The following is a 12,813-nucleotide window of genomic DNA, read 5'->3' as shown; positions in this document are numbered from 1 at the left end:
TTAGTATCTGAATATAGATTTAACCTCTGCAATTGTAAGACATGGGTTTCGTTTATGTATTATCGCATGACAGTTTGGACATACGGGTATTAAATCTGTTATGGGGTCAATCACGTAATCTTTTTTGACGAGTGAAATAGGAGTAATGTGATGTACATGAATAAACTGTTTTCCCATCTCTCCGTATTCTTTTTCGAAATCGAATTTACATATCTGACATAAATACCCAAAATGCTCAATGCAGTCTCTTCGAGCCTGTGGATTTCGTTCGTACTTGTTTACGAGGATCTTTTGAGAGTTGCCTTCCCATAATGTTTTCTCTTCTATAGGAATCTCTTCAGGTATTGTTTCGGGTCTACTAAGTTGTCTTCCTTTAAAAGACCAGGTAATTTCAACGGGTGTTGATTCTTTGTAGTCTTGGGCGATACCTTCTCCTTCAAATGTGAAGGGCTTCCCTGAATTTGTTCTTGTAAAAATGAAGATTTTGAAATTATTACTTATTAAATCTTTTATGACATTCTGAGAAACATTCGTTTGACTTTTTCCGTACCAAAGTAAATTATTTCCTTCCCAACGATTATTATAATCGTGACCTGTTCTACCAGCGACCCCAATATTGCAAAATAGATAGAAATCGTCCATGTACCTATTGTATCCTGTGTTCCAATTACCTCCCTGTTTTTCTTGGGGGACATTTAATTTACTATAAATATCTTTTTTTGTATAAACAACTCCAGAGACAAATATTTCCATTAAAATTGAAAGTTAAAGCACTATCGATAATTCAATTAAATTTATCAGTTTATTGACAAATATAACAGAATTATGGATGGTCGGCTAGAATATTGAATCCTTTTGCAAGTGATTTTATCAGTGTTTACGGGTTGCTATTGGTAAAAATGGAGTAAGATTGAATTCGGCTAAAAATCGGTATTTTACTTTTACCATCAGAATAAAGCATATTAATTGTCTCCATTAACAACTCCTTTTTCCGGAATACAGTATAAATGGTAATGAAACACCATTCGACCAGTGGACTCAACGCAGTTCATCCCGATATTAATGCCGTCAGGCTCATATCTTTTTTAAAACCATAGATAGTATTCTTTCTCAACGTCTGTTAAACTGAAGTGATCTGCTTTAACAATATTGGAAATAATCAGTAGGTTCCCTGGTGAAATAGGGATGTTTTTATGAATTAGCCCATTATTTTGTAAAGTGGATTTTACTCCCAGCCACCATGCTCTGGTGATTTATTTAACACCGTAAATATCTTTTCAAATTTATCGCCGCCAAATCGTATGGTTACCTTGAAGGTATGGCCACCATATCTTATTTCCTGTAAAAAATCCACTAATAAAGGTTTTAAAAACTCTATAAATTTTTTACAATATCCTTCAAAGTCAGGACTAATGTATTTCGCTTTGTATGCATCACTAAACTCGACAAAGTTAAACAGGATACCTTGCGCAGAATTAATAACAAATCTTGCTTTATACCTGATGTTATTGTTTAATGGCTGATTTAACCTTATGTAGTTGACCAGCTTATGCTGCAATAAATCGACTGTATCCCTATAGTCAAGTGCTAATTGTATCATGATGATATAAATTTACATCAACAAAATTACTAAAAATATTAGTAATTAAACATGGTGTTTTATTTATTCATTTGATTTTTATTCTTTAGGTTTGCGGCAACTAATTTTATTATACTATGTACGAGATTGAGGCAACGGCATTTGACGAGCTAACCCAATTATTAAGTGAAATTGCTGATTATAAAAAGAAGCTTCAAGCAAATATGCTTCAGCGGTCTTTTTTGGTTAAAAGCATGCTAACGACTACAATTCGTAATTATCAGCAATATTCAGATAGGCAGACGGAAATCGATAATATAAATAGATTGGAGAGGCAGATTGCTGATAAAAAATCAGAGATCAACACTGATTTAATTCCTCTGTTAGAAGAGATAGGTAATCAAGGCAGGCAAAAACTAGCTCTTAGTTTGGTTAAGACATTGGATGATTTGCAATTCGTAATTGACAGTAAGCCTAGATCTTAAGATATCAAAATTTTGTGAATCAATCCAAAATATGATAAATTATCACAATAATTAATATTTTAGAAATATTCGTATCATTTAGTTTAATACATGTATATTTGGTAAAATAAAAATGTATGTAACAAGCTAATATTATATTTTTGCCGAATCTTCAAAATATTTGAAGCATTTAGCACTTTAGAATCTCGTAGTAGAAACCTAGGAAATTTCGATGGAACGAGAGGATAAGTGAAAAGTGCTCACGCTAAAAACGTGGGCCTTGCTTATTCGTTCCAGGGCTTCCTAGGGCCTCTATTGCGGTAAGTAGGGCTCCACGCTTTTGTTAAATAATTTCTGCTTAACGCAGAAAAGTGATGAATAGGATCATCATATCTGTAAATATTCCCTCTTTATCGGATTCCATTAATATCAGCATTAACCTGAAAATGGACTACCAAATGAAAAGATCAAGGAAACCAACTGAACATGTATTAATTAGAGCCAACACCAGTAGTGATTGGGATCGTGTAGAATTTGCTATCATATACGTAACCCCGTCCTGGAAAGCGCTTATTAAATCTCGCTTAGAAGCCATCAGTCAATTTAAAGCTGATGAAGATTTCAGCTGTCATAGTTTTTGGGATGCCTCGCTAAGCTATTATAAGACTGCGGATCAAGGTGCTCTAATGAAAGAAATCTTAACCAACCACGAAGACTGGGCATATGTTACTTTAAGCCCGGAGGAAGAACTCACATTTCAGCATCCAGAGAACCAACAGGAAGCCCATCAACTCCTAATCACTGCAAATGGCATCGCTCATTTTAAGGCCTATGCGAAACATACGTATGAAGTGTATTGGACTGAAGAATTCAACTTAAATAAATTATTGTCACGACCTCGCATCCGAAAGAAGATTTAATTCGTATTTCAATCAATCTCCCCGTTATAACTAATATGAACTATAAAAACGTACTCCCTACATTAATTAGCTGCCTACTGCTTGTGGTAGGTGCAAAGGCGCAACAAACTGATGAACTTTCTTTTCTCTATAGATCTGAACTCAGTAAATGGACCAGGAAAATTCCAACGGATAATTATTATGATATCGAAAGCGGACTGACAACCGGCAAGTACGTAACGGGTGCAATGGGCCTGGCTGATCTTTACAATGTAGCTTATTTTGGGAAATCACGCTGGGGTGATCAGGATGAACTATATGCAAATGTTTATAAGTGGCCGATGCTTCGATCGACAAGTTTTGAGCCTTTTAACACTGATTCTACTACGCTGAAGGGCTTTTATAACTACTCACTAGAGGTGCCGAAGGAAAGACGGAATAAGGCCTATATGCAGTTTGCAATGCAATGTGATTTAAAGAAATACTTCGGATACAAGGTAGAGGAAGAACGAATGAATATGGCTTGCTGGATGATGAGTATTACGGAGCAAGCAGCTCGTAATTTAAAGAGCAAAGTTGCAAAGAGCAGTGCAAAGGGGAATGAGGCCGGCTTTTCCTTTAAGAAGGTAAAGATGGCAAAGGTTGTGCAACAAATATTGTCTTATCAGCAAAATGGCGATCCCATTTTGGATATGACTGGCTTACCTTACGAAATAGATCTAACGATAAAAGCTGATATGACCGATATTGAAGCACTACGTAAGGTGCTAGTTCAACAAGGCATATTATTAACGAAAGTGCAAAAACTAATGACCATTCTGGTGATTTCTGATCCGGAGTCTAACTCTCCCATAAAAACCGAATAATGTATTAATCTGCTACCGTAATCTCTACATATTCTAGACGGCTTCTCCAAGGGTTCTATACGGGTTTAGCCGTAGGGAACCCGTAGAGGAGCCGTACAGGACCCGTACCAAACCCGTAGAGATTAAGGTAGCAGATTCGCTTTGAAAAGGTAGATTAACTTGGGCTTTTTAATTCGTCATTAGCAATACTAGCTGCCAGAATCATCGTATGAAGATATTCGTAAAAAGCGATCAGATTAGCGCGTTCTGCATTAGGTAATATGCGGCTCTTGGTATAAAAACTTTGCTGGATCATTCTCCAGAGATATTCGAGGCTGTCATCAAGTGGATAGGTTTCAAAAAACTCTTTTAATTTAGTTTTCGCGAACGTGTTAAGCTCAGCTTTGGTGCCTGATGGTCTTTTGTGTAGAAATTGGTCGGGTGTATACATATGCTCATTTTTTATTTTTAAAAATGAGTCTCAATTGGGGCTAAAGAAAGCTATAGGAGGACCTTTTGTCCGATAAAACGAAGGAGCACTATAGCGAGCTCTATATACCGTACTAACGGGCTTCTCACGACCTTAGGAACGGATTTACAATAGAGCCCATAACGCTATAGTGCACCGTCAAAAGTACAACAATATTTGTCATGGGCATTAATCTATCGTCTCTTCCGTTTATTTGTGAGAAATTTGTTAGTAGAGACTCTTTAAATTAATACCTCATTTAAGAAGTTTGATCTGTTATTGTTGTTTCTTTATTTCATTGGCTATCTGTTTTTATATGTTGTTTAGAGTTATATCTACTGCAATATAATTAATGTGAATTAATTGAACTATATTTTCTTGTAAGGTTATTGTAATGTTTTTATAGAAAAATATTGAAATGAAATACAATATTTTGGACGCCTCATTCTGTAGAATCAAAGCCTGTCACATCCATAGCCAAGAAGCTGGTTTCTTCACACCTTGTTCACACCTCCTTCACACCAAACCCACAAAAAGGTACCTTTTCGTGAAGGAAGTGTGTCTAATGTGTGTATCATGTGAGGACTAGCCTCCCAAGAGGGTGCAAAGAGGGTGCTGTTGTAATAGGGGCGAACCTGACGCTGAATAATAAAACCATTCCAGAAATTAATTGTTGTTAGGCTATTAATGTTGCTCAGCATCTTTTATAGCTCCGTATGATTAAAACTTTACCTATTGATCTTATTGCAAAAAAACAAGGTAATCTTTTGGCTTGCTTATTATTTTGCTCCTTATCTTTTTTTTGTTTGAATTTGAATGCCCAATCAACAAGCTTGCAGAATTGTTTTGACCTGGCTGTTCAGCACAATATGACCATTAGGCAGGCCCGATCGGCTTTGTTATCTGGTCAGTATAATTTACAGGCCGAGAAAAAGAGCTACCTACCTAAAGTTGATTTATTATCCAGTTATACCTATTTGAGTAGCCCACTTACCATCAATCTGCAAACCGTTAAGGATGGTGTGGTTAATGGATCATCGTCGCAAAGTGTAAATGCGGCTAATGAGGTATTTAAGGAGATTACGGGCAACAACCTTTCTCAAGCTGCTCAGGATAGGATTTTCAATACTTCAAAGAACATCATTGGCGCTATTTATCCTGATTACAATCCTGAATTGAGTAAGCAATCTTATTTTGTTGCAGGCTTAGGGATAAGGCAGCCCATTTTTTTAGGCAATAAACTAGATGCAGCCACAAATCTGGCCCAGTCTTTAGTAAACACAGCAAGTATCAATGTAAATCTGGTCAGCAAGGAAGTCGATTTTTTAATTTCCCTGCAATACATGCGTATATTATACCTGAATACGGTTTTAAATAACCAACAGCTGATTGTTAATGCCCTGGAAAAGAATAAAAACTACGCGGAAGAGCTGGTTAAGAATCAAATATTGCCGCCTTATCAAAAAAGCTGGACCAATGTAGTCCTGATGCAGGCAAACGCGCGTTTTAACAGCATTAAGCTAGATAAACAAAATGCCCATGTGGAGTTGAATAAGCTGCTTGGTGTTGGTTTGGATTCTAATGTGGTGATTACAGATACTTTAAAATATGTAACCGTTAATCCGGTTTTGCCTCAGGGAGATTTTTGGACAGATAACCCAATCTATCAACTGGCCGGAAGTAAAATTTCGTATGCTAAAACCGCAGAGAAGATCAGTAAATCATTTGCGCTCCCTAATATTTTTGCCGTTGGTAATTATAATTTATATCAGCGCGATCTGCCGGTAACAATACCCGATTGGTTTGTTGGCGTAGAGTTACAATGGAGCTTGTTTAATGGGCAAACCCGCAAGCGTACCCTGGCCGCTAGGCAATTGGTAGATGAGGCGAAATTAGGGGAGGAGACCGCTGGACAAGCATTGCAGGTTTTATCCAAAGTTTCGAGGAATAAAATGATCTCTCTTCAAAATGAAGTAATGGTGTTGGACAATGCCAGGAAAGAAGCACATACAACTACGCGCTTAATCACTAAACGGATGGAGAACCAGCTTTCTTCGCCAAAAGATGTAAATGATGCCGTGTTGATAGAGGAAGAAATCGATAAAGCCTATCAGGCAGCAGTTTTGGGTTACTATCTGGCATTGGCCGAATATTTCAACAGTCTGGGAAATCCCAAACAAATCGCTCAATTTATTAAGTAAAAGGTATTGCTGATGCAGGGCAAAAAGGATATAAAAGATACGCAAATGAAGAAAATTATAAAAAATTACTGGGCACTGCTTATACCAATTTTGGTAGTTATAGTGGCTCTGTTTTTCTTTCTCGCTGGTAATAAAGATGAAGATGACCTGATCGGAATGGTTGATGCTTCGAGTGTGGATGTGGCAGCAGAGTTTCCGGGTCGATTGGACTCTTTATTGGTGAAGCAAGGGGATACGGTTAAAGCAGGGCAGCTATTGGCTATTTTGCGATCGAACGAAATTGATGCGATTAAATCGCAAGCTTTAGCGGCAATAGATGCAGCCAAAGGTCAGCAGGAGTTACTAACCCAGGGGGCGAGACCAGAACTGATTGAAGCAACTTCAAAGCTTTACCAGATCAGTGAGGAGCAATATAAACTGTTTAACACTACTTATCAGCGTATGGAGCGTTTGTACAATGCTGATGTGATTTCGGGACAAGAGAAGGATGTGTTTTACTTTAGGTATCAGGCGGCAAAGAAAGAGATGGAGACTGCTAAGTTGAACTTGCAGATGCTTAAAAATGGTACGCGACCAGAGATTCTTAAAACAGCGAATGCGATTGTAAAACAAGCTGAGCAGGCTTATGAGCTGACCAAAGCCTTAGGAGACAATACCAAGGTTCATGCGCCTGCAGAAGGGGTAATATCGAGTCTGGTTACGCATCAGGGTGAGATTGTATCTATTGGATACCCGATGATGACCATAGAAAAGAAAAACTCTTCCTTTTTAAAATTCAATATCCGTCAGGATAAAGCAAAAGATTTAAGAGTAGGATCCCTGGCAAAGGTGACTGTGCCGGGTTGTGAGCCGGAGACTTTTGAGGTGAAGGTATCTTCTATTTCGCCTACTTTAGAGTTTGCCAATTGGGTGCCTGCTAAGGATAAAGGGCAATTTGAGTTAAGAACATTCACCATAGAGTTTAAACCTGAAAACCTTTCGGCCATTAAGGGATTACGTTCGGGTATGACAGCTTCTTTAATCCTGCCCTAATGCAGATCATCAGTCATATCATTTTAAGGGAATGGAAACGGATACTAAAATTACCCGTTTTTTACCTGGTTATGCTGGTCATTCCTGGCCTCTTGTTTTCATTTTATGCCTTAATTTATGAGCAGAAGGACGCGAAGCATTTAGCTTTTGCCATTTGGGACGATGATAAATCTGCGGTAAGCCGACAGCTTATTTTCTTGCTGGAGCAACGCGAAACACTCCAGATTACACGGAGCGTAAGTACTGAGGCGGAAGTGAAAGACTTGATTCAAAAAGGAGAGATATTGGGCGCAGTACACTTTCCTGTTCATATGCAAGCGGATATTTATAGCCGGCATCCGGCTAATGTAACACTTTATACCAACGCCGCATCACTAGTGCCAGCCAAGCTTGTATATAAAGCTGTTGCGGAAGTAATTATTACGGGGAGTTCGGGAGCGGTATTGAATAAATTGATGAAAACAGGAATGAAACCCGATCGGGCAATGGCGCTGGCCAATCCAATTAAGCTCAATTCTTACCAGTTGTACAATTCGAATTACAATTATCAGGAGTACCTTGTTCCAGGCTTAATTACGGTGGGCATGCAGATGATTCTCATCATCAGCAGTATGTTGGCGCTTAATTACGAATGGAAAACGAATACCATGCAGGAACTGTACGAGCTAAGCAATGGTTCGGCATTCCTGGTCATCACCGGAAAAACCATTGCACATCTGGTGGTAAGCTGGCTTAATTTCTTTTTAATTGCTTTTGTCATTTTTCCCTTTTTCGGAATCGGGGTTTGGGAGGCAACAGGTAAATTCTTTGTGATGTATACCTTGTTGTCTGTAGCTTGTTTGGGTATAGGCATGTTTATTTCTGCCTTATTTAAGGATGTGATGTTGTCGGGGGATGTGGCTTTGTTTTATACTTCTCCTGCATTTGTTTTTAGCGGCTTTACCTTCCCCAGATGGGCAATGCCATGGTATGATCAGTATTATGCTACGATAATGCCTTACACGCCTTTTCTGGATGCCTTTTTTAAGGTTTATTACATGAATCTACCCATGCGTTATGCTCAGGCTGATATTTATAAGTTGCTTTTGTTTGCTGCGGTTATGTTTCCAACTGCCTTAATATTGTTTCAGCGTCAATTTAATACGAGTAAAAATGAGCAAGAAGTCCGGACCCTCGCTAATTAAGCTATTTTTAAGGGAAACTTCGCTGGTAGCAAAGGATCACAGTTTGCTGCTTACGCTGCTCATTGCTCCGCTATTGTACGCTTTTTTTTATGGGAGTATTTACATCAATAAGGAAGAGGAGAATGTAAAGCTTGCGGTAGTTGATGACGACCAGTCGCGCTTATCCCGTTTGTTACAGCAAAATATTGACAATTCACCAATGGTAGAGCTGATCCATTTCCCTAATCTGGAAGAAGCAAAAGAGTATATGTATCAAGGCGTTTGTCAAGGTTATTTATATATTCCTAAAGGAACACAAACTAACTTGCTAAGTCTTAAGCAAAGTAATGTAGTACTTGCGGTAAATGCAGCAAGGTTTCTGCCTTCTAGTGATTTATTAATGAGTGTGCAGCAAATCTGTCTCACCATTGGGGCGGGAGTAAGGCTGCAATATATCGAAAAGACGGAAGGTTTAAGTACAGCTATGGCTACGCAAAATGTGATGCCCATTAGTTTAGATTACCGGCCTTTGTTTAATGAAAGGTCGAGTTATGGCGCATTTTTATTGCCGGCATTGTTGGCCTTGATTTTACAGCAAACCCTATTGATTGGGCTATCAGAAAGTGTGGCTGGTGAACGTCAGCACGGAACTTTTAAGGAATGGCTTAGTGGGGGTGTCTCGACTGCAATATGGGGTAAAGGCTTGTTTTACCTTTTTGTTTTTGGCGCCTATGGTTTCTTTTTTCTGAATGTAAATTTTAAACTGCTGGGCTTGCCGATGCGGGGTAGCGGCTTTCAGTTGGGAATATTGGTGTTTGTGCTGTTGCTTACGCTCATTCCGATGGCACAATTTATTGGCTCCTTATTTAAAAGCCAACTGCTGTGTTTACAGATCATGGCATTTTCAACTTATCCTATTTTTCTAATTACGGGTTACACCTGGCCTTTTGAATCACTTCCACTGGTTGTACAATGGCTTTCGATGTTATTGCCAACAACTCCATTTATTAAAGTATATACGGCTATTGTGCAATCGGGAGCCAGTTTATCCAGTCAGATGGGACCTGTGTTGCATTTATTAGTATTGTGGTTGTTTTATAGTAGTATCTGCTATCTGAGGTTTAGAAAATTAAGTACCTCTTAATACTGCTGAAATTTCTTCTCCAATCTGAGATACAGTATCTTCACATAAAACTATGTCTAGTCGTTCGGCTTCTAAATCTGGTTGGTATAATGGTAAATCACCAGGTATGATGTCTTCATCGGGTACTTGTTCCCAAAGTTCGCCATCACTATCCATTCTAACTGCTCCAATGATCCCACCGGAGTAGAGCACTAAATATTGTTCCTTACTGGTTGGCAAGATAGTTAATGTTACTTCTTGTTCACCAAAACCAATTTTTATATTGAACGTTTTCATAACTAGATAACATCCAGTATAAGGTTTTGTTTTTCTGCTGGTTACATTATGGTGATACCTGCGTTGAAGCCTAGCCATCCTTTTGTTGACCCACCGAAATTGGTATAGTGATTAGGAATGATATTTTGTTTATACCCTGGGGTAGCTGGCCTTAATTGGGAATCGCCTGTATAAATGGAATAAGTAGGTCCACCGAATATAGTTAAGCCCTTAGCCACTTGAAATTGGATATTGCTTTGAATCCGGTTAATAAAGTTGTCTTCGTTCCAGTCGCCCAGGTAGAGGTATTGTGCGGTCATTTCCAGGCCAATAGCCGTGCGTTTGTTAAGTATAAAATCATGACCAAAACCTATACCGGCGGTATTCACTTTTTCTTGATTTGATAGGTTTAAGCCTGCAAACAATACGGAATATAGCTTTGCATTCCCGGTTTTTAGGGAAATATTGACATTGGTGATTTCGTTGGTATAGAGGCTTATTTTGTGGTAACCGTTTTTTATAAAGTTGAGTAAACCTAAACTGCAACCGGTTGAGGTATCTGCAACATTGATTAAAGCGAATTGAAAACCCTCCAATTTTTTTGCATAATTAAAAAGACCTGCAATTTGTACCCCTTTGACATGTTTAACACCGATATTGCCTGCGCCTGCGAGCTGGAAGCCATCAAAATCTTTGCGGACCAGGTTAATAAGGCCAGCTACTTGTGTCCCTTTCATATTTTTGGCGGCTAAATTAAGTGCGCCGGCCAATTGAAAGCCACCTGCCTTGGCTTTTACATTGTTGATTAATCCGGCTGCCTGGAATCCTTTTGTATCTCCGCGTACATCATTTACCAAGCCGGCCATCTGGAATCCGGTTGCTGAACCGCCAACCTGATTGAAAAGGCCCGCGAACTGGAGTTTCTTTACGTCGCCCTTGGTAATGTTGAATAAGCCAGCCATTTCCAAACCGTTTGAACCTGCTGTGTAACCGCCTAAAACATTGATGGATACTTTATTAATGACTTGTGAACTCATGGTGCCATGGGAACTTAATCCGGGCGTTAGAGAGGCTTGAAAAGGGGTATTCGCAAAGAAATTGGGGATGTTTAAACTCTGGATCCTTTGTCGTGAGGAGATAAAAAACCTGCCCAATCCAGAGTTTTCAATGTCTCCGAATCTTCCATTTCCTTTGTGTACATCAGGATCGTTATATCCTTCAGGCTTTACATTGATATCCGATAGGAAAATCAGGGTAGTATCCCGGTAGCTTTCCTTGCTCGCGGTTAATATAACCTCCTGGTGTTCGCCCTTAAACTTTAACCTAAAATAGCCCTCATTGTCGGTGAGGGTTGATTGTAATAGCCGTTTTTCGTAAACACTGGCCTGTTTAACTTTATGGCCGGTGTTTATGTCGACCACGTGGCCGCTGATCAGGTATAGTTTTTCTGCTGTGGTGATGTTTTCCGGTTCGATGGTAAAATGGTTTCCCGCATAGCGTAAGATGATGTATTCTCCATTTTCCGTATAATCCACTTTGTTGTTGAATAGCTTGTCTAATACTTCTCTTACAGGCGCCTCTCTGACGTTGAGGTTGATTAGGCTGTCTCGCCTAAGTAAAGAGCCACTGTAGGAGAAATAGAAGTTCCCTGCCTTGCTGATCTTATTGAGCACTTCGGATAACTGCTGGCTTTTGGCTTCGATGCTTACCCTTTTTTCTAAATTGTATTTAGATGGGGGAATGGGCATTTGTGCTTTGGCGTATCCTATAAGCAGCAATAGGGCCAGGGTGATTTTGAATTTCATTATTTGTGGTTGTACAGTAGAATTTGGTTCTGGTTACGTTGCATGCTTATAACTAAGGTTTTGCAAATCACATCTAAGTTACGATCTAAGCTTGCAGAGGTTTTTAACGTGGTGTTGAGTGGTAGGTTTTTTATAGCCGGATCGTTAATGACAATGTTCGCGCTGTATTGTTCGTTCAACACTTCTACCATTCTCCATAAAGGTGTATTATTGGCTATAAACTCATTGCTGCGGTAATAGTTATACAATTGATCGGTATTTTGTTCTTTTATCAATTTGTCTGTATGGTTGCTGATCACTACCTTTTCTCCTTTTTGAAGACTAATTTCAGCTTTACCAAAGCTTACTTTTACGATTCCTGTCTCAACAATCACTTCAGTTTGGTTAGCTAAGTGCTTTATATTAAATGAGGTTCCGACAACAAGAACGGAGACTTTGTCTATTTCGATGACGAAGGGCTTTGCTTTGTCGTGTGCAACATTAAAAAACACATCGCCCTGTTGCAAATGGACACTTCTGTTTCTTTTAAAGTTGTTTGCATAACTAAGTCTGGCATTTTTGTTCAGGGTAAGTTCTGATCCATCAGGAAGGGTTTTTGTAGTCACCGTATTGCCTGCGGTAAGGTCGATATAAGAAGCCGGGCTTAGGATGTTGTATAAGGACCAGCCTGCAGCGATGAGCACAAATACAGCGGCAACTTTAAGCCAATTGTATCTAGGCTTTAACTGGCGGGTTATGGTGTTGTTGCTGCCCGTTTTTTGCTTAAACCTTAACCAGGCATCATTTTCATTGACCTGGCTTTGGCCGGACAGTACTTTGCTGCTGTTCCATATTTTTTCGAATTGTAGAAAATAGCTTGCATTGTCTGGACTGGCATCTAGCCAGCTTTGCACGGTGATGCTTTCCACTTCCGTTGTTTCTTTTAATAGAAACTTTATCAATAATTCATCAGTCATG

General features: G+C 39.1%; 13 protein-coding genes. 7 read left to right on the top strand and 6 right to left on the bottom strand.

All coding sequences use genetic code 11. The annotated features are described in order from the left end of the window. Both BLS35_RS28030 and BLS35_RS05935 read right to left on the bottom strand, forming a co-directional pair. Positions 1-753 (bottom strand): HNH endonuclease, encoded by a 753-nt coding sequence (locus BLS35_RS28030; RefSeq protein ID WP_090778773.1) that lies wholly within the window; start codon positions 751-753, stop codon positions 1-3. 472 nt (positions 754-1,225) lie between these two features. Next, positions 1,226-1,600, bottom strand: a complete 375-nt coding sequence (locus tag BLS35_RS05935; RefSeq protein WP_090778771.1) for a hypothetical protein — start codon at positions 1,598-1,600, stop codon at positions 1,226-1,228. A 116-nt stretch (positions 1,601-1,716) separates the two neighbouring features. Here BLS35_RS05935 and BLS35_RS05930 point away from each other — a divergent pair, with 116 nt between their 5' ends. From BLS35_RS05930 to BLS35_RS05920, 3 genes are all read left to right on the top strand, one after another. Further along, a complete protein-coding gene (locus BLS35_RS05930; protein ID WP_090778769.1) occupies positions 1,717-2,064 on the top strand; it encodes a hypothetical protein in 348 nt (115 codons plus the stop codon). 353 nt (positions 2,065-2,417) lie between these two features. Further along, positions 2,418-2,963, top strand: a complete 546-nt coding sequence (locus BLS35_RS05925; protein WP_090778767.1) for a hypothetical protein — start codon at positions 2,418-2,420, stop codon at positions 2,961-2,963. A 35-nt stretch (positions 2,964-2,998) separates the two neighbouring features. Continuing rightward, entirely contained in the window at positions 2,999-3,808 is an 810-nt protein-coding gene (locus BLS35_RS05920; RefSeq protein ID WP_090778765.1) for a hypothetical protein, read from the top strand. Positions 3,809-3,962: 154 nt separating this feature from the next. On the opposite strand, the gene BLS35_RS05915 is transcribed toward BLS35_RS05920, so the two are convergent. Continuing rightward, positions 3,963-4,238: a hypothetical protein gene (locus BLS35_RS05915; RefSeq protein ID WP_090778762.1), complete on the bottom strand. Its 276-nt coding sequence runs from the start codon at positions 4,236-4,238 to the stop codon at positions 3,963-3,965. An 824-nt stretch (positions 4,239-5,062) separates the two neighbouring features. Here BLS35_RS05915 and BLS35_RS05910 point away from each other — a divergent pair. Genes BLS35_RS05910 through BLS35_RS05895 form a run of 4 tightly spaced genes read left to right on the top strand, consistent with a single transcriptional unit; the run spans position 5,063 to position 9,796 of the window. Next, positions 5,063-6,457 carry a TolC family protein gene (locus BLS35_RS05910; RefSeq protein ID WP_254778693.1) on the top strand — a complete coding sequence of 465 codons (1,395 nt, stop codon included), beginning with the start codon at positions 5,063-5,065 and terminating at the stop codon, positions 6,455-6,457. 45 nt (positions 6,458-6,502) lie between these two features. Then, positions 6,503-7,489 (top strand): HlyD family secretion protein, encoded by a 987-nt coding sequence (locus tag BLS35_RS05905; RefSeq protein ID WP_090778992.1) that lies wholly within the window; start codon positions 6,503-6,505, stop codon positions 7,487-7,489. Continuing rightward, positions 7,489-8,673, top strand: a complete 1,185-nt coding sequence (locus BLS35_RS05900) for an ABC transporter permease (RefSeq protein ID WP_090778758.1) — start codon at positions 7,489-7,491, stop codon at positions 8,671-8,673. The genes BLS35_RS05905 and BLS35_RS05900 overlap by 1 nt, the downstream gene beginning before the upstream one ends. Next, positions 8,642-9,796, top strand: a complete 1,155-nt coding sequence (locus BLS35_RS05895; RefSeq protein ID WP_090778756.1) for an ABC transporter permease — start codon at positions 8,642-8,644, stop codon at positions 9,794-9,796. The genes BLS35_RS05900 and BLS35_RS05895 overlap by 32 nt, the downstream gene beginning before the upstream one ends. On the opposite strand, the gene BLS35_RS05890 is transcribed toward BLS35_RS05895, so the two are convergent. Genes BLS35_RS05890 through BLS35_RS05880 form a run of 3 tightly spaced genes read right to left on the bottom strand, consistent with a single transcriptional unit; the run spans position 9,782 to position 12,812 of the window. After that, entirely contained in the window at positions 9,782-10,072 is a 291-nt protein-coding gene (locus tag BLS35_RS05890) for a hypothetical protein (protein ID WP_090778754.1), read from the bottom strand. The two genes, BLS35_RS05895 and BLS35_RS05890, sit on opposite strands and share 15 nt — an antisense overlap. A 41-nt stretch (positions 10,073-10,113) precedes the next feature. Continuing rightward, on the bottom strand, positions 10,114-11,856 hold the full coding sequence (locus tag BLS35_RS05885; RefSeq protein ID WP_090778752.1) for a peptidase associated/transthyretin-like domain-containing protein: 1,743 nt from the start codon (positions 11,854-11,856) through the stop codon (positions 10,114-10,116). Continuing rightward, positions 11,856-12,812: a FecR family protein gene (locus BLS35_RS05880; RefSeq protein WP_090778750.1), complete on the bottom strand. Its 957-nt coding sequence runs from the start codon at positions 12,810-12,812 to the stop codon at positions 11,856-11,858. Before BLS35_RS05880 ends, BLS35_RS05885 begins: the two co-directional genes overlap by 1 nt. Position 12,813 lies beyond the last annotated feature (1 nt).

The organism is Pedobacter sp. ok626 (assembly GCF_900100435.1).
Classification (GTDB): Bacteria; Bacteroidota; Bacteroidia; order Sphingobacteriales; family Sphingobacteriaceae; genus Pedobacter.
Note: the sequence above shows the minus strand (reverse complement) of the source record. Positions and strands in the feature narration are given on the sequence as shown.

Excerpts from the sequence above, each read along its gene's own strand:
- BLS35_RS28030 (WP_090778773.1), bottom strand. The coding sequence starts at position 753 with ATGGAAATATTTGTCTCTGGAGTTGTTTATACAAAAAAAGATATTTAT.
- BLS35_RS05935 (WP_090778771.1), bottom strand. The coding sequence starts at position 1,600 with ATGATACAATTAGCACTTGACTATAGGGATACAGTCGATTTATTGCAG.
- BLS35_RS05930 (WP_090778769.1), top strand. The coding sequence starts at position 1,717 with ATGTACGAGATTGAGGCAACGGCATTTGACGAGCTAACCCAATTATTA.
- BLS35_RS05925 (WP_090778767.1), top strand. The coding sequence starts at position 2,418 with ATGAATAGGATCATCATATCTGTAAATATTCCCTCTTTATCGGATTCC.
- BLS35_RS05920 (WP_090778765.1), top strand. The coding sequence starts at position 2,999 with ATGAACTATAAAAACGTACTCCCTACATTAATTAGCTGCCTACTGCTT.
- BLS35_RS05915 (WP_090778762.1), bottom strand. The coding sequence starts at position 4,238 with ATGTATACACCCGACCAATTTCTACACAAAAGACCATCAGGCACCAAA.
- BLS35_RS05905 (WP_090778992.1), top strand. The coding sequence starts at position 6,503 with ATGAAGAAAATTATAAAAAATTACTGGGCACTGCTTATACCAATTTTG.
- BLS35_RS05900 (WP_090778758.1), top strand. The coding sequence starts at position 7,489 with ATGCAGATCATCAGTCATATCATTTTAAGGGAATGGAAACGGATACTA.
- BLS35_RS05895 (WP_090778756.1), top strand. The coding sequence starts at position 8,642 with ATGAGCAAGAAGTCCGGACCCTCGCTAATTAAGCTATTTTTAAGGGAA.
- BLS35_RS05890 (WP_090778754.1), bottom strand. The coding sequence starts at position 10,072 with ATGAAAACGTTCAATATAAAAATTGGTTTTGGTGAACAAGAAGTAACA.
- BLS35_RS05885 (WP_090778752.1), bottom strand. The coding sequence starts at position 11,856 with ATGAAATTCAAAATCACCCTGGCCCTATTGCTGCTTATAGGATACGCC.
- BLS35_RS05880 (WP_090778750.1), bottom strand. The coding sequence starts at position 12,812 with ATGACTGATGAATTATTGATAAAGTTTCTATTAAAAGAAACAACGGAA.